Annotated in this window: 21 protein-coding genes and 2 pseudogenes; 13 read left to right on the top strand and 10 right to left on the bottom strand. The window is 54.6% G+C overall.

All coding sequences use genetic code 11. The annotated features are described in order from the left end of the window. Positions 1-24 precede the first annotated feature (24 nt). A complete protein-coding gene (locus tag C4S72_RS24510; RefSeq protein WP_104005846.1) occupies positions 25-582 on the bottom strand; it encodes a VOC family protein in 558 nt (185 codons plus the stop codon). A gap of 54 nt (positions 583-636) precedes the next feature. Next, on the bottom strand, positions 637-1,491 hold the full coding sequence (locus tag C4S72_RS24505) for a fumarylacetoacetate hydrolase family protein (protein WP_104005845.1): 855 nt from the start codon (positions 1,489-1,491) through the stop codon (positions 637-639). Between the two features lie 122 nt (positions 1,492-1,613). Between C4S72_RS24505 and C4S72_RS24500 the strand changes: the two genes are divergently transcribed. The 3 genes from C4S72_RS24500 to C4S72_RS24490 all read left to right on the top strand — a co-directional run bounded on the left by C4S72_RS24500 (position 1,614) and on the right by C4S72_RS24490 (position 4,026). Beyond that, on the top strand, positions 1,614-2,195 hold the full coding sequence (locus C4S72_RS24500) for an amino acid synthesis family protein (protein WP_104005844.1): 582 nt from the start codon (positions 1,614-1,616) through the stop codon (positions 2,193-2,195). Positions 2,196-2,300: 105 nt separating this feature from the next. After that, on the top strand, positions 2,301-3,422 hold the full coding sequence (locus tag C4S72_RS24495) for an alcohol dehydrogenase catalytic domain-containing protein (protein WP_104005843.1): 1,122 nt from the start codon (positions 2,301-2,303) through the stop codon (positions 3,420-3,422). A 73-nt stretch (positions 3,423-3,495) separates the two neighbouring features. Further along, complete coding sequence (locus C4S72_RS24490) at positions 3,496-4,026, top strand: cupin domain-containing protein (RefSeq protein ID WP_104005842.1); 531 nt, start codon at positions 3,496-3,498, stop codon at positions 4,024-4,026. Between the two features lie 78 nt (positions 4,027-4,104). Here C4S72_RS24490 and C4S72_RS24485 read toward each other — a convergent pair whose 3' ends face one another. Next, a complete protein-coding gene (locus C4S72_RS24485; RefSeq protein WP_104005841.1) occupies positions 4,105-4,866 on the bottom strand; it encodes a FadR/GntR family transcriptional regulator in 762 nt (253 codons plus the stop codon). Between the two features lie 195 nt (positions 4,867-5,061). Between C4S72_RS24485 and C4S72_RS24480 the strand changes: the two genes are divergently transcribed. The 9 genes from C4S72_RS24480 (at position 5,062) to C4S72_RS24440 (ending at position 15,211) form a co-directional block, all read left to right on the top strand. Then, complete coding sequence (locus tag C4S72_RS24480; protein ID WP_104005840.1) at positions 5,062-6,249, top strand: acyl-CoA dehydrogenase; 1,188 nt, start codon at positions 5,062-5,064, stop codon at positions 6,247-6,249. 55 nt (positions 6,250-6,304) lie between these two features. Continuing rightward, positions 6,305-7,540, top strand: a complete 1,236-nt coding sequence (locus C4S72_RS24475; RefSeq protein WP_104005839.1) for a CaiB/BaiF CoA transferase family protein — start codon at positions 6,305-6,307, stop codon at positions 7,538-7,540. A 34-nt stretch (positions 7,541-7,574) separates the two neighbouring features. After that, positions 7,575-8,324, top strand: coding sequence for an electron transfer flavoprotein subunit beta/FixA family protein (locus C4S72_RS24470; protein WP_104005838.1), 750 nt, complete (start codon positions 7,575-7,577; stop codon positions 8,322-8,324). A gap of 10 nt (positions 8,325-8,334) precedes the next feature. Next, positions 8,335-9,264, top strand: a complete 930-nt coding sequence (locus C4S72_RS24465) for an electron transfer flavoprotein subunit alpha/FixB family protein (protein WP_104005837.1) — start codon at positions 8,335-8,337, stop codon at positions 9,262-9,264. A gap of 29 nt (positions 9,265-9,293) precedes the next feature. Continuing rightward, entirely contained in the window at positions 9,294-10,952 is a 1,659-nt protein-coding gene (locus C4S72_RS24460) for an electron transfer flavoprotein-ubiquinone oxidoreductase (RefSeq protein WP_104005836.1), read from the top strand. 65 nt (positions 10,953-11,017) lie between these two features. Beyond that, positions 11,018-13,159, top strand: coding sequence for a fatty acid oxidation complex subunit alpha FadB (gene fadB, locus C4S72_RS24455; RefSeq protein WP_104005835.1), 2,142 nt, complete (start codon positions 11,018-11,020; stop codon positions 13,157-13,159). Positions 13,160-13,855: 696 nt separating this feature from the next. Then, complete coding sequence (locus C4S72_RS24450; protein WP_104005834.1) at positions 13,856-14,146, top strand: hypothetical protein; 291 nt, start codon at positions 13,856-13,858, stop codon at positions 14,144-14,146. Next, the gene (locus tag C4S72_RS24445) at positions 14,140-14,934 is read left to right on the top strand and encodes a hypothetical protein (protein WP_104005833.1); all 795 of its coding nucleotides are present in this window, start codon (positions 14,140-14,142) and stop codon (positions 14,932-14,934) included. Before C4S72_RS24450 ends, C4S72_RS24445 begins: the two co-directional genes overlap by 7 nt. Next, positions 14,924-15,211, top strand: coding sequence for a hypothetical protein (locus C4S72_RS24440; protein WP_104005832.1), 288 nt, complete (start codon positions 14,924-14,926; stop codon positions 15,209-15,211). Before C4S72_RS24445 ends, C4S72_RS24440 begins: the two co-directional genes overlap by 11 nt. Before the next feature lie 307 nt (positions 15,212-15,518). Here the strand turns inward: C4S72_RS24440 and C4S72_RS26250 are convergent, their stop codons facing one another. Then, positions 15,519-15,692, bottom strand: coding sequence for a zf-TFIIB domain-containing protein (locus C4S72_RS26250; RefSeq protein ID WP_146071934.1), 174 nt, complete (start codon positions 15,690-15,692; stop codon positions 15,519-15,521). A 9-nt stretch (positions 15,693-15,701) separates the two neighbouring features. Continuing rightward, positions 15,702-15,842: a hypothetical protein gene (locus C4S72_RS25955; protein WP_200826897.1), complete on the bottom strand. Its 141-nt coding sequence runs from the start codon at positions 15,840-15,842 to the stop codon at positions 15,702-15,704. 114 nt (positions 15,843-15,956) lie between these two features. Here C4S72_RS25955 and C4S72_RS24435 point away from each other — a divergent pair, with 114 nt between their 5' ends. Then, positions 15,957-16,241, top strand: a complete 285-nt coding sequence (locus tag C4S72_RS24435; protein ID WP_104005831.1) for a hypothetical protein — start codon at positions 15,957-15,959, stop codon at positions 16,239-16,241. 102 nt (positions 16,242-16,343) lie between these two features. On the opposite strand, the gene C4S72_RS24430 is transcribed toward C4S72_RS24435, so the two are convergent. The 5 genes and pseudogenes from C4S72_RS24430 to C4S72_RS24405 form a co-directional block, all read right to left on the bottom strand. Continuing rightward, positions 16,344-17,561: a DUF1173 family protein gene (locus C4S72_RS24430; protein ID WP_104005830.1), complete on the bottom strand. Its 1,218-nt coding sequence runs from the start codon at positions 17,559-17,561 to the stop codon at positions 16,344-16,346. Positions 17,562-17,872: 311 nt separating this feature from the next. Further along, positions 17,873-18,385 carry a hypothetical protein gene (locus C4S72_RS24420; protein ID WP_104005828.1) on the bottom strand — a complete coding sequence of 171 codons (513 nt, stop codon included), beginning with the start codon at positions 18,383-18,385 and terminating at the stop codon, positions 17,873-17,875. A gap of 3 nt (positions 18,386-18,388) precedes the next feature. Next, positions 18,389-19,027, bottom strand: a complete 639-nt coding sequence (locus tag C4S72_RS24415) for a hypothetical protein (protein WP_104005827.1) — start codon at positions 19,025-19,027, stop codon at positions 18,389-18,391. A 104-nt stretch (positions 19,028-19,131) separates the two neighbouring features. Beyond that, a pseudogene (locus tag C4S72_RS24410) lies at positions 19,132-19,446 on the bottom strand (integrase core domain-containing protein); the annotation flags it as partial. Positions 19,447-19,462: 16 nt separating this feature from the next. Continuing rightward, positions 19,463-20,530 (bottom strand): annotated as a pseudogene (locus C4S72_RS24405) (IS110 family RNA-guided transposase). Between the last annotated feature and the right edge of the window lie 192 nt (positions 20,531-20,722).

Below are 20,722 nucleotides of genomic sequence, written 5' to 3'. Positions count from 1 at the left end.
ATGGCAGGGCCGAGACGCTTTGAGTTACAAGCGGGCGCGCTTGTCGGCGATCAGCTGGCGTGTTGATTCAATCCACTCTTCGCGTGTCTGGAAATCCGGGCGGTTGTGGCACATTGCTTCTGTGCGAGCGAGAATCTCTTCGTCAGTTGTGCTCAGATCAAGCGGTTCGCGGCAGGGTTGAGCTGTATAGAAGGGGCTGTCCACGTACACTTCGACGGGGTTGCCTTCCGGGTCCTTGAAGTAGATCGACCAAGCGTTACCGTGGTCAACCTGGCCAATATTCTGGATGCCATTCTCCGTGGCGAAGCGGTAATAGTTTCGCAGGTCGCCAAGGCTATCCACTAGAAAGGATAGCTGGTTGACGGGGTTGAAATTCATCCCCTCCGGTTTGCCGTCAAACAGCACAAACTGGTGGTGAATTTCTGGATCCAGGGTCATGAAGAACAGACGGTGGCCGGTGGATGCTACCCCCTGATCGCTGATGACCAGGCCGAGTTTGCTGGTATAGAATTCGACCATCATATCCACGTCAACGCAGTGGATACCGGCGTGGGTGAAGTGCAGTTTTGGCAAGGTGTTCATGATTGTCTCTCTTGTTGTTATTTGATTGTTAATCACATTGCACTTGGCTGGCGATCAGGCTTCGTCGGCTACGGTGTTGGTGAGCGTTCCGATCTGCGAGATAACCACCTCAAACACATCGCCAGGCTTGAGGAAAATCGGCGGATTGCGTTTGAAGCCGATTCCACTCGGGGTTCCGGTGGCGAGGATGTCTCCCGGATTCCAGTCTAGGGCCTGGGATACGTATGAAATCAGGTGCGGAATGTCGAATGCCAGCTCGGACAGCTTGCCCTCCTGCATCTGCTCACCGTTCAGTACGCCCTTGATCTCCAGCTCGCGGTAATCCGCGATCTCGTCTGTAGTTACCAACCAGGGGCCGAGCGCACCGGTTTTGCGGAAGGTTTTACCCATGCCGTACTGGTGAGTGTGGAACTGCCAGTCACGCACACTTGAATCGTTGAAGCAGGTGTAGCCGGCTACATGCTTCATGGCATCTTCAGGAGCGATGTGGCCACCGCCTTTGCCGATAACAACTGCGAGCTCAGCTTCGAAGTCGAATTCAGGAGACACCACTGGACGGATAATCGGTGCGTCAGCTGCCTGCAGTGTGTCGGCGAAACGCTGGAAAATAACCGGATACTGTCCCACCTTGCGACCAGCCTCGGCGGCGTGAGCTACATAGTTGATACCGACACAGATGATCTTGCTCGGCTGCGGAATGACCGGCTCCAGGGTGATAGCATCGTAGTCGCAGCTGGGAGTGGCGGTTGCTGCATAGTCTTTAGCCCTGCCCAACAGCTCTTCACTGCCCACGAGCGTTGCCAGACAATCCGCGCCAGCGACCTTGCCGGCCAGTTCAATAACCTTATTATCCGCAGTAACAACGCCAAAACCAGGCTTGTTGTCTTTGGTGTAAGAGATAAATCTCATAATTGACTCCATTTTTTGTTTTTGTGCACAAAGTAATATTATTGCACTATAGCTATAAACGTGCATATTATGGAAGCCCTAGAGTGCAAAACTTAATATAAGGCAATGAATGGAGGGTCAGCATGTCGTTGATACAAGTCCGCAAGTACAAGCTTGATGTCGAAGAGGTGTTTCATGAACGCGGGCCGGTTGCGTCCACTCCGCTGAAGGTCGCAGTTGCCTCTGCTGTTATCGCAAACCCTTATGCGGGGCAGTATGTAGATGATTTGATGCCTTTTATGGGCGAGCTTCGCTCATTGGGTACTGAGCTTTCCAAGCGTTTGCTTGCTGCACTCGGTGGTGCTGATAAGATTCAGGCCTACGGCAAGGCTGCCATCGTGGGTGAAGATGGTGAGTTGGAGCATGGTGCGATCTGGCACGAAGCGGGTGGTTGGGCCATGCGTGAAGCCTTGGGTAACCCGAAAGCGATAGTTCCCTCTGCTAAGACCATTTCAGGTCCAGGAACTCGACTGATGGTGCCGCTGGGTCATATTCAAGCTGCTTATGTACGTAGCCATTTCGGTGTCGCGGAAGTGACCGTATGGGATGGTCCCCGTCGTGATGAGATACTGTTCGCTTTGGCGATGTCTACCGGTGGTCGCATTCATGCGCGCCTGGGGGGGCTATCTGCGGACGATGTGAAAGGTGAGGACGGCCTGCGTTGATCGGGCTGCAATAAAAAGAAGTACCACAGCGATCTGCAGGGTCACGCCCCCCCCCCTAAGAGAAACGGTCTTGCAGTTTTTATAAGAAAAATAAAGGAGAAAGCTATGTCGACTAAAATGATGCGCGCTGCTCGTATGTATGAGTGTGGTCAGCCGATGGTGATCGAGGAGATCCCGGTTCCTCAGATTCGCCCGACGGAAGTGCTGGTTAAGGTCGAGGCCTGTGGCATTGTTCCCAACCTGAATAATATTCTGACCAACTGGGTGAGCTGGTTCCCTCATATGCCGTTGCCGCCGTTACCGGCGATCTTCGGGCTGGACCCCACAGGGGTTATCGAGGCGGTGGGTGATCAGGTGTATGACTTCAAACCTGGTGATCGCGTATACGTTAACCCCGCACGTTACTGCGGCTCATGCCGTGCCTGCCGTTCAGGTAACTCTACTGGTTGTACCTCTTATACCTTTAATGGCTACTTTGGTTTTACCAAGAACAGCGCTCGTATCTTTGAGGATTACCCCTACGGCGGTCTCTGCGAGTACATGCCGGCCCCTCAGTACAGCTTGGTAAAACTGCCGGACAATATGGACTTCAATACAGCAGCGCGTTTGGGCTACGTCGGTACCGGTTACCGCGCGCTGCGCAAGGCTGGTGCGGGTCCCAACAGCACTGTGCTGATTAACGGTATCAGCGGAACTCTGGGTATCGGTGTCCTGGCTTGTGCGCTTGCAATCGGCGTCCGTAAGATCATCGGTACTGCGCGTAACGAAGCGTTGTTCCAGCGTGTTAAGGATCTTGCACCGGCACCGGCTGGGCGTATCGAGATCCATCAGCTTGGTAGCGGCAGTATCGAGGATTGGGCATACGATGTGACAAAGGGTGATGGTGTCGATATCGTCATTGATGCGCTGGGACCGGGAGCTCCTCAGGAGACTCTGCTCGATGCTATGCGCAGCCTGAAACGTACCGGCACGCTGGTGAACATCGGTGCGGTCTCTGGTCAGTTGCCGGTAGATATCCACCGCATGATGGACCAGGAGCAGACACTGATGGGTTCCGCCTGGTTTACAACTGGGCAGGGGCAGGAGATGGCGGACATGGTCGAGTCCGGCGTTCTTGATCTCTCTTTCTTCGAACACAACACCTTCCCGCTTGAGGATGTGAACAAGGCGATCAACGGTATCGAAAACCGCGCGGGCGGTTTCGGTAACTTCGTGATCTGTCCGTAATAGTGTCTAGTGGCCGCTGCCTTCGGCAGTGGCCACCCTCAAGTGAAGTGTTTGTGTTTTGAAGGATTGTGAGATGCAGGTAAGAAGAGTCGTGACCGGCCACGATGCTGGTGGACAACCGGTTTTCATTTCAGATGACAATACACCCCGGGCCGCTGATTTTGCCGATATCCCGGGTTATGGTTTCGCTCAGCTATGGAGCACTGAGTATCCCAGCACGACGACGGCGACCGATGATCCGACCGCCGCGAGGGGATCGCTTATCCCCGGTACGGGCGGTACTTCGATGCTGATGGTGAGCTTGCCGCCAGACAGTGTTATGGCTCAACCTAGGAATCCAGAGCGTGCCTTCGCGCAGATGGCTGAGGAGCTTCCCGGTCTGCTGGAATGCTTCGATCCCGAACGCCCCGGTATGCATAAGACGCCGACCGTTGACTACGGTGTATTGCTGGAGGGTGAGCTTTGGTTGGAGTTGGAGGGCGGCGAGTCACGGGTCCTTCACCCCGGTGATGTGGTGATCCAAAACGGCACGAGTCACGCCTGGCGTAATCGTTCCGATCAGCCGGCTAAAGCGGTCTTCTTTATGCAAGGTGCCATAGTCTAGAGCTTGTCTGTTTGGCGTTTCTGACGGGAACTTGTGCTGTCGCGGTCCCCGTCACTGATCATGGCACCAGGCGTGTCCTTATTGTGGCGTTAAAAAGTGCTGGTTCAGCTGGCCTTCCAGCTCGCGATTGAACTGTTCGGCCGACTGCATATGCTCCAGCATCAGCGCGCGGGCCCGGCTGGCATCTCTGTCATGGAACGCCTGCAGCAGCTGTTGATGGTATTTCAGATTGGCGCAGGAGAACTCATGTTGCTCGGGCAGTGCCGATTTCTTGAAGATTACCAGGTCGCGGATCATGTCGTTTACGAAGCGACCAATGAACGCGAGCATGGCGTTGTCACAGCGTTGTGCGAGCAGAACATGAAACTCCAGTTCTGCGATGCGTTGCTCTATACGCTCTTCGAATGTTTGGGGAGCGCTCTCGCAACGTTTGACCAGAGATTCCAGCTGCGCCAGATCTTCAGTGTTCAGTTTCGGGGTGGCAAGTGCTGCAATCTCGGGCTCGATCAGTGTGCGTAGCGCGTAGATTTCCGGGCCGGAGGGTTGTTCGAAATGCAGGAAGTTGCGCAGTAGCTCGCTGGCTTTCTCGTAGGGTACGCGTTCCAGCGTCGCGCCTCCGTTGGGGCCAGTGCGGATCGAGACAAGTCCCTGAACCTCCAGTGACTTTAACGCCTCTCTGACGGTGCCTTTGGAGCAGTCAAACTGTTCCATCAATTCACGCTCGTTTGGCAACCGGTCCCCTGGTTGTTTGCCGTTGATGGCGACCCAACGTTTGACTGACTCGACGATCTGATCGGCACGTTTAACTCGCTTCGGCGCGCTGAATTTTTTCTCTTGCATCTCTGTATTGCTACCTCCGGTGGGAGCTCATCCTGCCATAAACAGATCTTGTTGGCGACTTGGTTGTATTATTCTATTTATTAGTATAAATATAATAAACGGTCTCTTTCTAAGGTGCCGCTACTCTAATTCGAATATATTGGTTCGGACGTTGGGGTTCGAACGGATGGGACACAGGTTACGGAGATTAAAAAAATGTCACACTCCTCAAGCTTTAACTGGGACGATCCGCTGCTTCTTGATCAACAGCTGACGGAAGATGAACGTCAGATCAGTGAGGCCGCACGGGCCTATTGCCAGAACGAGCTGCAGCCGCGGGTGCTTAGTGCATACCGTGAAGAGCGTTTTGACCGCAACATCATGAGTGAGATGGGCGAGATGGGCCTGCTCGGCGCAACTGTGGCCGAGGAGTACGGCGGTGCCGGTTTGAACCATGTGGCTTACGGCCTGATCGCCCGTGAAGTGGAGCGTGTCGATTCAGGTTACCGCTCAGCGATGAGCGTGCAGTCCTCCCTGGTGATGTTTCCCATCGAGAGTTACGGCTCTGAAGAGCAGAAGCAGAAGTTCCTGCCCAAACTGGCCACCGGTGAAATCGTTGGTTGCTTCGGGCTGACTGAACCCGATCACGGCTCTGACCCGGGCTCGATGATCACCCGCGCCAAGAAGGTCGATGGCGGTTATCTGCTAACCGGTCAGAAGATGTGGATCACCAACAGTCCGATCGCTGACATTGCCGTTGTTTGGGCCAAGTCTGAGGCGCATGAGGGCAAAATTCGCGGCTTTATCGTCGAGCGCGGTACCGAGGGTTTCTCTACACCGAAGATCGAAGGCAAGTTGAGCCTGCGCGCATCAATTACCGGTGAGATCGTCCTCGACGAGGCGTTTGTGCCGGAGGAGAACCTGTTGCCTAACGCAAGTGGTTTGTCCGGTCCGTTCGGCTGCCTCAACAAAGCCCGTTACGGTATTGCCTGGGGCACCTTGGGTGCGGCGGAGTTCTGCTGGCATGCGGCGCGTCAGTACACCTTGGATCGTAAGCAGTTCGGTCGTCCTCTGGCCGCCAATCAGCTGGTTCAGCTAAAGCTGGCCAATATGCAAACCGAAATCACTCTGGGTCTGCAGGCCGCATTGCAGGTCGGTCGTCTGATGGATAGCGGCAACTGGGCACCGGAGATGGTGTCGTTGATCAAGCGTAACAACTGCGGGAAAGCGTTGGAAATAGCTCGTATCGCGCGTGATATGCATGGTGGCAATGGTATCTCCGATGAGTTCGGTGTTATGCGTCATATGGTCAACCTTGAATCGGTGAACACCTACGAGGGGACTCATGATGTCCATGCGTTGATCTTGGGTCGCGCTCAAACAGGTCTGCAAGCGTTCTGCTAACCGCCTGTGATGTTATGGGGAGGCTGGGGCCTCCCTTTATGCTGGAGGAAATAAGATGAACAAGCCTCTGTCCGGAATTCGCGTACTCGATCTCTCCCGCATCCTGGCGGGTCCTTGGTGTTCTCAACATCTGGCCGACATGGGGGCCGAGGTGATCAAAATCGAGCACCCAGAGCGCGGTGATGATACTCGCGGTTGGGGGCCTCCCTTTCTGGGTGATACCGGTGATGCTGCGTACTACTTGTGTGCCAATCGAGGGAAGCAATCGGTCGCGATTGATATCGCACAACTGGAAGGACAGGCGCTGGTTCGCGATCTGGTAAAAAACTGCGACGTGGTACTGGAGAACTTCAAGGTTGGCGGGCTTAAGCGCTATGGGCTGGATTATGAAAGCCTGAAGTCGGTAAAGCCCGATCTGATCTACTGCTCGATCACCGGATTCGGCCAGGACGGCCCCTATGCGAAACGGGCGGGATACGATTTCCTGTTGCAGGGCATGGGCGGTCTTATGGGAATAACCGGTAAGCCAGATAGTGAGCCCGGAGGCGGGCCGGTAAAAGTCGGAGTCGCGGTTGTTGATCTGTTTACCGGTATGTACGCCGCCACTTCCATTTTGTCGGCGCTAATTGGTCGTGATCGTACCGGCGAGGGGGCATGGATAGACGTGTCTTTGCTGGATGTACAGGTAGGCGTTCTCGCCAACCAGGCGTTGAACTACCTGACCTCCGGACAGTCCCCGGGACGCCTGGGTAACTCCCACCCCAATATCGTGCCCTATCAGGCGTTCGCGACCGCGGATGGCCATATCATCCTGGCTGTTGGAAACGACACCCAGTTTCAACGTTTCTGTGCCGTTGCCGGTAGCCCCGAACTGGCTCAGGACCAACGTTTTTCCACTAACCGCAGTCGCGTCGAAAACCGCACTCTGTTGGTGCCGCAAATAGAAGAATTGATCAAATCCAAACCGTCCCAGTTCTGGCTAAGTGAGCTGGAGTGTGAAAGCGTGCCCTGTGGTCCAATCAACAGCATCGAACAGGTGTTTTCCGATCCCCAGGTTCAGCACCGAGGCATGAAACTCAACTTACCTCACGCCGAGGCGGGAGAGGTGTCTCTGGTCAGCAACCCTGTCCGCTTCGATAACCTGCACGTGAACTCCGATTTGCCGCCACCGCAACTGGGTGAGCATACCCGCGAGGTGCTAGAGAGATTGTTACCTGAGCGGACGGAGAGACTCTTACCCAAGCGCAAAGAGCAACTGGATACCCTGGAAGCGAAAGGTGTGATCCGTTAAGGCGTCGGGCTGATTTTTTGAGGAAAGGTACGTTATGAAAGTACTGGTAAGTGTAAAACGCGTTATCGATTACAACGTCAAGGTACGGGTCAAAGCCGACAACACCGATGTGGACCTGGCTAACGTCAAAATGGCTCTCAATCCCTTCTGCGAGATCGCCGTGGAAGAGGCGATCCGCCTGAAGGAAGCGGGTATCGCCTCCGAGGTAGTGGTCGCCTCCATCGGACCGAAAGCGGTTCAGGAGCAGCTACGTACCGCGCTGGCGCTTGGCGCCGACCGCGCTATCCAGATCGAGTGCGATGATCTGCCGGAGCCGCTCAACGTGGCCAAACTCCTGGCCAGGGTGGTGGAAGCCGAGCAGCCGGGCCTGACGATCCTCGGCAAGCAGTCGATCGATGTCGACAACAACCAGACCGGCCAGATGCTCGCGGCGCTGACCGGTCGTCCCCAGGGCACCTTCGCGTCCGAAGTGAAGGTCGAAGGTGAGAAGGCTATGGTAACCCGTGAAGTGGACTGCGGCCTGAAAACCGTCGAGCTGGTCCTGCCGGCCATCGTGACCACCGACCTGCGTCTGAATGAGCCGCGTTATGCCAAGCTGCCCGATATCATGAAGGCCAAGCGCAAGCCCCTCGAGGTTAAGACCCCGGCTGATCTAAGTGTGGAGTTGAAGCAGCACAGCCGGTTGTTGAAGGTGGAAACGCCGGCCAGCCGTCAGGCCGGTATTAAGGTAGACAGCGTGGATGCGTTGGTGGACAAGCTTAAAAACGAAGCGAAAGTGATCTGAGGGGACGAATATGAGCATTCTACTTATTGCAGAACACGACAATCAGACCCTCAATCCGGGCACCCTGAACGCGTTGACCGCAGCTCAGCAGATCGGCGGCGATATTACTGTGTTGGTGGCGGGCAGCGGCTGCGCTGCCGTGGCGGACGATGCCGCCAAGGCGGCTGGGGTAAGCAATGTCCTTCTGGCTGACAATCCGGTCTACGACAAGGCACTGGCCGAGAATCTGGCCGCACTGGTGGTCGAACAGGCGGCCGGCTTCAGTCACATCCTGGCTCCGGCCGGTACTACAGGCAAGGACCTGATGCCCCGTGTGGCGGCCCTGCTCGATGTGGGCCAGATTAGTGAGATCACCGCTGTGGAGTCCGCCGACACCTTCAAACGCCCGATCTATGCCGGTAACGCTATCGCCACCGTGCAGTCGCTGGACGAGGTCAAGGTAATCACCGTGCGCGCATCGGCGTTCGATGCCGCTGCCACTGAGGGGAGCAGTGCCATCGTCAACGCCATCACGACTGCCTGCGATGCTGGCACCTCCGCCTTTGTCAGCGAAGAGATGGCCAAGTCCGACCGTCCCGATCTGGCCAGTGCCCGCGTCATCATCTCCGGTGGTCGCGGTATGGGGACCGGCGAGAACTTTGCCCTGCTAGATAGCGTGGCCGACAAGCTCGGTGCCGCCATTGGTGCCTCCCGTGCCGCGGTGGATGCCGGTTTTGTCAGCAACGACCTGCAGGTGGGGCAGACCGGCAAAATCGTCGCGCCTGAGCTGTATATCGCCGTGGGTATCTCCGGTGCGATCCAGCACCTGGCGGGGATGAAGGAGTCTAAGGTAATCGTGGCGATCAATAAGGACGAGGAAGCGCCGATCTTCCAGATCGCTGACTATGGTCTGGTGGCTGACCTGTTCCAAGCGCTGCCGGAGCTGGCTGAGAAGCTATAACCCGACACCCGCTGAAATAGGAGTACGCCATGCGTGAATCCATGGAATTTGATGTCGTCATCGTCGGTGCAGGCGTTGCGGGCCTGTCCGCCGCCTGTCGCTTGATGCAACAGGCTCAGGAAGCAGAACAGGAGCTGACGGTCTGCGTGGTCGAGAAGGGTTCCGAGGTGGGAGCACACATCCTCTCCGGCGCGGTGATCGAATCCCGCGCCATGGATGAACTCTTCCCGGACTGGAAAGAAATGGGCGCACCGCTGAATATGCTGGTGACCTCGGATGAGCTCTACCTGCTGAAAAGCGATACGGCAGCCAAAAAACTGCCCAACGCACTGATTCCCAAGACCATGCACAACACAGGTCAGGATCTGAACAACTACGTGGTCAGTCTCGGCAACGTCTGCCGCTGGCTGGCGGAACAGGCGGAAGGCCTGGGCGTGGAGATCTTCCCCGGCTTTGCCGCTGCAGAAATCCTGTTTAATGACGATGGTTCAGTCAAAGGCATAGCCACCGGTGATATGGGTATCACCGCCGCCGGTGAGCAGGGCCCCAACTACATGCAAGGGATGGAGCTGCACGCCAAGTACACCCTGTTCGCAGAAGGCTGCCGCGGTCATCTCGGCAAGCAGCTGATCGAGCAGTTCAAGCTTGATAACGAGGCTGACGCCCAGCACTACGGTATCGGCCTAAAGGAGCTTTGGGATATCGATCCGGCCAAGCACAAGCCGGGTCTGGTGGTTCACGGTTCCGGCTGGCCGCTTGAAGGTGACACGACCGGAGGTTTCTTCCTTTATCACCTGGAGAATAACCAGGCAGTGGTGGGCCTGATCGTCGACCTCAACTACACAAACCCCTGGCTCAGCCCGTTCGACGAGTTCCAGCGCCTGAAGCATCACCCGGTGCTGGCCGAGCATCTCGAAGGCGGCAAGCGTGTGGCCTATGGCGCCCGCGCCATCACCAAGGGCGGTTTCAACGCACTGCCGAAAATGACATTCCCCGGTGGTCTGCTGATCGGCTGCAACGCAGGCACTCTCAACTTCAGCAAGATCAAGGGCACGCACACCGCCATGAAGTCCGGCATGCTGGCCGCCGAAGCGGTATTTGAAGCGATTGCCGCTGGTAATGAAGGCGGCTCAGAACTGAGCAGCTTCACGGACAAATTCGAAGCCAGCTGGGCCTATGACGAGCTGTTCCGCTCCCGTAACTTTGGCCCGGCGATGCACAAGTTCGGTCCGATCCTCGGTGGCGCCTTCAACTTTATCGATCAGAACCTCTTCGGCGGCAAGCTGCCGATCACCCTGCACGATGACAAACCGGACTACGCCCAGCTCAAACCGGCCGACCAGTGCAAACAGATCGACTACCCGAAGCCGGACGGCAAGCTCAGCTTCGACAAGCTCTCCTCGGTGTTTATCTCCAACACTAACCACGAAGAGGATCAGCCCTGCCACTTGAAGCTGAAGAACCCGGATATCCCGCTGCAGCAGAACCTGCCGACCTTCGCAGAACCGGCTCAGCGCTACTGCCCGGCGGGGGTGTACGAAATAGTCGAAGAGGCATCGGGTCCGCGCTTCCAGATCAATGCACAGAACTGCGTGCACTGCAAAACCTGTGACATCAAGGACCCGGCCCAGAATATCACCTGGGCAGTGCCTGAGGGGGCCGGCGGTCCCAACTATCCGAATATGTAAGGCCCCATGTGGGTTGCTAGACGCTATCTGACGGCGGACAAGAGAATAATAATGAGGAGAGATAGATGTACAGTGGCAATACGTTGAGGCTCAAACCGTTGACCGGTAAATCGGGATTGGTTGAGCTTGTACTCGATAAACAGAGCAGCTCGGCGAACTCACTCAACCAGGCAGCGCTGGCTGAACTTGATAGGGCGGTGACACAGCTTGAATCAGATCCCGATGTAAAGGGGTTGCTGATCAGAAGCGCCAAATCGACTTTTGTCGTGGGTGCGGATGTGTTCGAGTTTCCCACTTTTTTCACCCAGGGTAACGGTGTGTTAGATGAATGGCTGGATAAAGCTCATGCACTATTCTGCCGGATTGAAAGCCTGCCGTTCCCCAGCGTTGCTGCGGTGAATGGTATGGCACTGGGCGGAGGACTGGAGTTGGCGTTGCTCGCCGATGCTCGCATTATGACGACCTCAACCCGCGTCGGGTTACCGGAAGTCAAACTGGGTATCTGCCCAGGTTGGGGCGGCACTGTGCGTCTCAGTCGTCTGGTCGGTTCCATACCAGCACTCGATATGATGGTCTCTGGCAACCCGATCAAGGCGCAGCGAGCTGTGGAGCTTGGAATCGCATCCTCTGCGGTTGATGATGACGAGTTGCACTCTGTTGCCTTGGCTCATCTCGAGCGCCTTGTCTCCATGGAGATTGACTGGCGCACCGCCCGGCCATGGAAAAAAGCCTCGTTGAGTGCCCAGGATCCCGCCATCAATGAACATATCACTACTTTCACCGAGCGCTTTGCCAAGTACCTGAGTCCGCAGTACCCGGCTGCCGGTCATATCGTCGAGTTGGTGGCTGGACATGCGGGATTAGACTTCGATAAAGCGCTGCTGCGAGAGAAAGAGTGTTTCGCTAAGCTTGCCCGATCGAGTGAAGCGGAAAGCCTGGTGGGGCTGTTCATTAACGAACAGCGTGTGTACCAGCGCGCCAAGCAGGCCCCTGGTGCTGTGAAACCGGTGAAAAAGGCAGCCGTTCTCGGAGCGGGTATCATGGGAGGCGGTATCGCCTACCAGTCTGCGCTAAGCGGTACCCCGGTGGTGCTCAAGGATATTCGTCAGGAGGCGCTGGATCTAGGTATCTCAACCGCACATGGGCTGTTTGACAAGCAGGTTGAGAGAGGGCGCCTCAGCGTGGAGCAGGAGGTTGCCTGCATTGAGCGGATCGCAACGACTCTGGACTACACGTTGCTTGCCGATGTTGATCTGGTGGTAGAGGCGGTAGTTGAAAACGAGGCGGTGAAATCATCGGTGTTGCAGGAGACCGAGTCGAAATTCGCGGATGGTGTAATTCTGACCTCAAATACTTCAACAATATCCATTACCCAGCTAGCAAAAGGGTTGAAGCGGCCCCAACAGTTCTGCGGTATGCACTTCTTCAATCCGGTTCCACTGATGCCGCTGGTGGAGGTGATTCGGGGTAAGCAGAGCAGTGATGAGACAATCGCGTCGACGCTAAGCTACGCATTGAGCCTTGGTAAGGTGCCGATTGTCGTCAACGACTGTCCAGGATTCCTGGTTAACCGTGTACTGTTCCCGTACTTCAACGCGTTTAACCGCCTGCTACATGACGGTGTCGACTTCCAGCGCATCGACCGGGTTATGGAAGCATTCGGCTGGCCGATGGGTCCGGCTTATCTGGCGGACGTCATCGGTCTGGACACCATGGTGCACGCAGATCAGGTGTTGCAAGAGGGCTATCCTGAACGGATGGGTCATGCTGAGAAGCCGATCATCGAATGGCTGCTGGAGCAGGGCGCTTTGGGGCAGAAAAATGGCACAGGTTTCTACGACTACAGTAAAGGCGCACGCGACAAGCGTGCGACTAAGCAAGCGTTGAAGCTGATTTCAGAGAAGGTAACGCGTTCGATCGATATCAGCGATGAAGAGATTATCGATCGGATGATGATACCGCTCTGCCTGGAGTCCTATCTCTGCCTGAGTGAGGGGGTAGTGGCCACCGCTGCAGAGGTTGATATGGGACTGATTCTTGGTCTCGGATTTCCGAAATTCCGAGGCGGTGCCCTTTGTTATATCGAGCAGTATGGCGCCTCTCGTTTTGCAGACCGGGTCGAATCTCTCCAAGCAAACGGACCACTCTACCAGTTGCCGCAAAGCTTCCGTGAAGCATTTCGTAAAAGCGGCATACTTTACAGGTAATGGGACGGAGTCGGCGCACTGCAATGCGGGATTGGATCTATTTCCGTATAGCGTGTGCCTCGTCTTACCGGCCCTTGGCAACTATCCGTAACAATATGCAATGAGCATAATGGACTACACCCGAAAAAGGATGATACACCCCAGTTACCAATGGAGGCATGCTCAATGGCTACCTGCCTGATGATGCCCCGAAACACCTGTCCTGACTCAGATTTCACATCGGCTTTCTTGTAGTGCCTTATATCTCTCTTGGGCCATTTGTTGTTATTAGTATGCTGGACTGTGGTACTCAGGTGGACACTGAATCGCTCCTATTTTTGGTGCGCACTAAACCATAGGTATCGGTCATTTATATGACTCATGAGCGTCCGCTCTGTGCCGGTAGCTCGTATGGAGCACTGCGAGCCAAACGTCAGCTAAGTGCCGATTGCACTCATAGCGCACTACGAGTCGAGCGTCTGCAAACGGCTATTACAACGGGACTTCAGCAGTGCCAACCAGGACTTGCTTCGGGATTCTCGCCCAAGGTCATGAAGTCCAATCAATGGCTGTGGATCTGATCGATAAGAGTCTGGAGGCCATTCGCCCCCTGGAATGCTGTCAGCCTAATAATTGGGACATATTGGATGTTCTAATTACCAACACGGAGACACTGAGGGTGCCCTAGAATGCACACAAGCATCTATGGAGGGCACTATGGGTAACCTGCTTCACGTCGATTTCGCGCAACGAACGTGTTCATACGCTGTTGGGTTAGTTGATAATTTTAATCACGTCAGCCGCAAAAGCATGCTTGCTGGAAACCTTCAAGAAGCACAAGCAACGGTGGCCAGAAAGGCTACCTTCAGTCCTGGCACTTCAGCAATTACAGTTTACTTCCACATAGCGAATGAGCGCTGGATTAGAGGTCTTGCATTGCAGGGTATGCCTGCTGAGGATATTCCTAACTTCTCAGCTGGTAGAGGCGGGAAGCTGGGCTTATGTTGAAGCGCGCAGTGCTGCTACTGACGCTGGGATTCTGCCTCAAGTTGTCAGCTGCAGACTCCGCCACGGATTCCATCCCGAACCCGACAGAGCAGGATATCCAAGAAGTATTTGGTGATAGCCTCGAGCATGGGAACAGGGCAGAAAGCCTACTGTTGCTAGCCATCGCATTTGATCAGCAGTCAAAAAATTCACCTACGCGACAAGAACAGATCGGGATTCCCTATATTGCAACAGCAGGCCCTGGGTATTGGGTGCGACTGTTCGAGCAGGAGACAACCCTCAGTCTGGATACGGTAGTGAATGTCGCTCTGATTCTGACATATGCGAAGGACCAGAATTTTACAGGTGATGAGCGCGATCAAGCAGCAATTAAGCTGCTATCAGTCGCGGCTATTCGAGACTACTGGCCTGCTCAGGTCTATTGGGCAGAACGACAATTACAAGCGTGGCAGCAGCGTGCGATACCAACGCCGATGAAGGGGGGCGAAGGGGAAATCTCGGACGAAGCCCTGCGCACATTCCAGTACCTTTCCAACTGTGCACGGATCGGATTCGCGCCGTGCCAGTTCCAGCTTGGATTCTGGTACCTGCAGGATGTAACCACCAGGGAAGCAGGCATAGAGCTATTGAGTGCCGGCGTCGAAGTGGCAAGGCGCGATCCGAGATATCTCAGCAGCGCTGAAACCATGCAGGATATGCGTAAAGCCATGAGTATTCTGGCCCAGGAATCTCCGGATAATCCGTATCGGGAAGTGCTACAGGGTCGGAGCAAACTCAATGAGGATTGAGCGCGTCACGATAGACTGTGATGACTTGGCTGCTGTTGTAGAGCTGTTGCCGGACCTGATCGGTAAAATGGTGCATTTCACGAACGGCTGTGACGTGATCTTCGAAAACGAGGCCGGATTCTATTGGGGAGATACTCCCTACGGTGAGATTATGTGTATCCAAATCCACGAGGGTTGGGAGCAGGCTTTATTAAACAATCTGCAGTATTGGAACGAGCACGATGCCCAACATCGAGCAGCAGAATCAGATGCCCATCCTGCATTCAATTCCAGATGAGTCCTTCTTTATGGTTTGCCTGCGGGAAGCAGCACAGGGTAACTGGGCGTCGATAGTAGAGGATCTGCGTCCGCGGGTGGTTTGCAAAAAGGCGCGGTAAATCGCCATTACCTAGAGCAGACGTGCCATGCCCGGCTCCACTAATCAGGTCCCTAACGACGTGCAGATCAAATATGGAACAATGGGGTGAGCGAAAAAAGCGAATAGTAGTAGCTGACCCCATTGCGACAGCGCACCCGGTGCAGGCGATAGCCAGGATCACGTTGGATCTGAACCGGACATTAGCAAACTTGAAGGGCGCATGACGTTAATCGGGCCAAACACCGCTCCACGGTATACGGGGTGATTGCACATAACACTCATCATCTATCATTTGGCCACCACACTCGGGGCAAATCTCCACATCGCATCCTGGACGGTGTAATTGTCCTGCCGGGACCCCGCAATCGGGGCATTTAGCTGGCGTTTTGTCCTCACACATAGATCCTCCTCAATGTTCGAGCTCTTGGTCGTCGTTCACGATCGTCCAAAGATCCTCATCCGGCGTCTCGTTCAATGTGTCCTGCAGGTCGTAGTAAAGGTCAGCAGGCACAGCAGAGAGAGCAAGTTGTTCCAATTCTTCACGACTCATATTGATTTATCACCTTGCTGGATGTTCATGAGATAAGGATATTCTGTGATAAATTCAGGAACTTAAAACACACGCTGAAGCTGGTTTTCTTTCAGTTAGACAAGGGAATTGATGATGGAATACCTGCAGGAATTGGTTTACCGGGCGATGAGCAAGAACCCGGAACTCGATGAAGAATACGCCAGGGGTTTTGCCGAGCATCAGATCAAACAGCCGATCGACCTGACCCGGTTTGACTTCACAAACCTGGATCTCTTTGCGGCGGAAATAGGCGCAACGCCAGATGAAATAGATGCGTTCGTCATGGTCACGAAGGCGTTGTGGAATCACGGCAGTTGCTCGCGTACTGCAAAGGAGAGTCGGGCGATGACAGCGCAGATGATGCAATCTAAAGGCTAACCAGGGGAAAAAATGGGAGGGTACGCTTGTCACGATAAGGAGTGCCGTCACACCCTTGAAGGAATTTTAGCTTCTGACGGGCGTGGTTCAGCCCACTGAGCTTCAGTTGCTTTGCTGAGTCCGTTTCGGTGGTAACTCAAACGTTGAGCCAGGGTAGATAATCACCGCATCCGGTGCTTCATTTTTCACCAAGGATACATACTGTTTAGCCTCGTCTTCATCTTCTGGGGCTGGCGCAATGAAGATTGGCGTGGGTTCAACTGTATCCAGAAGAATCGCCGTGGCCATAACCTGTTCGGGTGGAGCTGTGTAGCGCAGTATTCTCTGGAACGCCCGCTTTTGATTATGCATTGACTCTAGCAGCAGCACTTCAGTGGCAGACTGGCCAACGGGTATCCAATGTTCATCAAGCAACATGGCGGTCATCTGGTTGGCTACCAGGCGTGACATTTCGTTATGAACGCAGACGATCACGAGCAAGTGAACGTCATTGTTGCCCTCATTAAGGGCCAGCTCTTCCTCAAACACTGCACTAAATTTGGTATATACGGTTGGGTCCAGCTCAATGGCCGTGTCCATAAACTGCAGGACCAGGCGGGGACGGTTATAGTCGGTGTGTATCGAGTGAATCTCCCCGATCACAAAGCCGTTCGGGCGTTTGCTGCCCTTGCCTGCCAGTTGGTCGATGAAGGCTGCACAGCTCGCATTGTTCCCCCCATACTCGCCGCGTTTGGCGTACTTGGGTATCATGAATGAGCTGGAGAGGGAGCTGCGTGAGGTACGCAGGGGCTTCGTCGCTCCGGCTATTTCCCGCGCCACGATACCCCAGAACCGCTTACCTTCCATAGCGGGGTACCAGCGGTTGAGGTGTGCATCCTCGTAGATCAGGTCAAGCAGGCTACGCAGGTTCAATTTCCGATCTGGTACGCTGGCAACTTCTTGCGTTGCCTTGTTACTGCCGGGGGGCGGGGCGCCCCTGGAAGAACCAATGTGCGTGGAAAGTGGAAATCCCAGCTTTAAGAGGGTGGTGTTGGATGTTAGGTCGTGGGTGATGGCAGAGGCTTCCAAGTTACCGCGGCCAGATAGCAAAGGAGATATTTCGAAGTGGGGGCATTCTGCATCATGCTCGATGCCGGTGCCGGGCATGCGCTTCAGGAAGTATCCGTCGTTGATTTTGGCGATATAGAGCTCCGGCCTTTTTGCAGTGCACAGGCACAAAGGGCGTTCCCGCCCTTCGTAGGCCTGTTTCAACACATCTTTAAAGCCTACAGACTGGGAGTTATAGGTATTCCCGGCGATCTGGATCTGAACCATGCTCATTGGACTGTGTCCTCTGGTTTTGGATTAAGCGTTCGATTGATACCCGTTGAGAGTGTGAGCAGCGGATGATGCCAGTTTTTTCTTCACCGTTATGGGTGATTTCAAGCAATCCTTCCCGGGTGTCGAGGAAGTAGACTTTTTTGCTCAGTATGCCCCGGTACACGCGGAGAGAGGCTATAACCCAATCGGCAGAATCCATGATGGACGCAGCCGAATCATCATCAAGATCAAGCAGAAAAATCCAAGTGTCCGTCTCAAATTTGACAGTGAAAGGCGTTTTGTCCGGATATAAATGGTCAACTGTGGAATTGCTATTTCGTCTGTCCATTGTCGGTCACAAAAATAAGCTCATCCTCTCCGAATAGGCGAGCGGGTTGCTGGGTGGCCTCACGATCAGCAAGGGCCGACTCAAATACCTCAACTTGGTAAACGTCAGGGATAGTGCGATATACCAAGCGTTTGGTAAGTTGGACGTAGGCATCCATCGGGTTCATGGCTGCAACGTCGAACTGGAAAATTCGGCCTTTCTTGCCGGGAGCGTGTGCAAAAACATCAATGGAAAACAGATGGATTCGTCCTGGCCGGGTTTGGCCATCCTTGGGTTGCTGAAACAGGCGGTCCGTCTGCTTTAATACGTTTCCATTCAGTTGCCCAGTGACAGTCAGGCCGCGGACAAAGCCGCGCAACTCGTAACGCCACTCCATCCGCGTTGGATCTTCTGGCTTGAAGGCGGCCATAGACGCATTCAGCATCTGCGGCGGATCTTGCACTTGGATCACGATCGACTGGAAAATGTTGTCCACTTCCCGGCATGAAAGGCTCATGGCTCACCTCTTGATGGCATTCATCAGCTGTTTGCGGAATTCAGCAGGATCCATGCCCCGGCTGTAAACGCGGTTGCGAATGCTGACTTTCGTGCGCGTGCTGGATACTTTTTCCAGCTGCAAGTCGTACTCGGCGTACCAAAGCATCTGCCGCATGGGCCCACCGTACATGCCAACGACGTTGTAATAGGAGCCGGGGAGGGCGTCCCAGCGAGCAGCAGCAAAGGGTGAGTCACCATTGGGGTTGTCATCAGGGTCAGTAAAGCGCAGGAAGCGTTTGGCCTTGATGTAGGCCGTGTCCACTGGCGCTGCCACAGTCTCTGTGTACGTGACACTCGGAGACAGGCTAGCGCCGGGGAGCGTGACGTTATCGCACCACCGCTCATCATGAGCATGCCAAGTACGGTCATACTTAGAGGTTGCCGGGCGGCAGCTTTGGGTCACGCCGTTTACCGTCATACCAGTGTTAGGAGTCGGTGAGTTCGCGCCAGTGGAGGATTCGATGCTAAGCGGGTTCTGCCAGCAAGTGACGCACTGGCCGTTGACGTAGGTGTCTTCACCTTGCGTTGTAATGCAGCCGGTTACAGTGAGTGACAGTGCAGTGACGACAAGCGACGGCGCTATTGCACGCGAAATCTTCATACGAATCTCCTTATTCTGGATTGCGCTACTGTAAAACGAGGGTTCCCGAAAATATCGGGGAATTGGGACATTCCAAATGTTCCAATTCAGATGAATTTCAAGGCTTAAATCTGGCGAACTGTAGTGGTCAACCAATCCCGGACAGTAAGCTTTTCTTCTGCCTTTGCGGGCGGCGCTTCATCGTTGTACTGATGGGGGCGCAGCCAGTTGTAGCGCTCCATCAAGTAGAAGCTGATATCGCGCTGTGCTTCCTGAGCGGATGAGTAGCCAATGCTGGGCATCCATTCGCTCTTGTAACTTCGGAATAGCCTTTCCATTGGCGAATTGTCCCAACAGTTGCCACGCCGGCTCATGCTTTGTTGAACGCGGTAACGCCACAACCGCTGACGGAATACTCTGCTGGCATACTGACTTCCCTGGACGCCCTTCTAAGAGTCAAGCAGCAATTTTCGACTGTCCAATCTCACGTTGTCGATGGCGCAAAATGTAAAATTTCACGCGCTATGTAACGTTTCAGGCAACGGATAGTTTCCAGCTTGGAATGTCCCTCTGCGACTCGTTTTGTAACGTACTCTTGGGTTTTCATGTCCATCCTAAGCCTACCGATTGCAATGATATGTAGCGCACTATTGGACCGCCCCGATTGAGTCTGTGGCGCTGGACCTTTCCAGAGGAAGCGGGAATAGGGTTTACTCCGCAGAGCGCAGCAAAACTGGCTTCAGAACCAAGCCGTTCAGGATTATCACCTGCCGTAATCAGCATTTGGGCCGCTGACTCATAACCAATAGCTGTTCTGGACACCAAGTCCGGAGCGAGTTCATCAACTATTGCCTTAATCATGATATCCAAATCTGCGATTTCGTCATGAAGCTCTACATATCGTCGAGCGAGGGATTTCAGAGCTATCCGATAGGCCATAACGACATCTCGATATCCTCCCAGGTCGGGACGCGATGATGCGAACGTCCGAATAAGCTGCATGCGCGTCATGGCTCTAAGCTGCTCTCGCAACCCTTCCGGAGCAGAGACAATCTGAGTTTGAATCATCTGGAGGGCTACACGGCGGGCTGCGACAGCAGTCTTCCGGCACACTTTCAGAACACGTAATGCCTCAACCATGCCATCACGCGCCTCTGGTGTTACCGTGCGAATGCCTGCGAAAGCTGCGTGTGCAGCATTCTCAGCATCTATGTTGTCATCTTTACCCCGCTTGCGGCGGACAGATTTATCTGGACTTGTAACCTCCCAAGTCGTGATGTTGGCCTGCTGCAAATAGCGCATAAGACCTGCTCCGTAGGTTCCTGAGCATTCAATGCCGACCCTGGTAACTTCGCCAAAGTTGCGCATCCGAGTCAGCATGGCTTTGTAACCATGGCGAGTGGCCGGAAAAGTTGCTGTTTCAAGAACCTGATCCTGTTCATCAACTGCGGCAGCAACATGCATATCTTTATGGGTATCAACACCACCGACAATTACTGGGCAAACGACCTGTTGTGGAGACATGACGAAGCTCCTGGCTCTCTGTTTCAAGATGGCTTCACCATGCACGATAGCTTGGACGCGACAGTAACGAGACAGGCTGTCAGGCCCTTCTTGAGTCACATGCATCGGCGGGGCGAAACCCCAGCCGCGAGGTGTTCTTAGATTACCGACAGGTCCAGGGAAAGACACTTAACTCAGTCGATCGGAGTGCGG

This window comes from Marinobacterium lutimaris, assembly GCF_900108065.1.
Classification (GTDB): Bacteria; Pseudomonadota; Gammaproteobacteria; order Pseudomonadales; family Balneatricaceae; genus Marinobacterium_D; species Marinobacterium_D lutimaris.
This window is presented reverse-complemented; position numbering and strand designations above follow the sequence as displayed.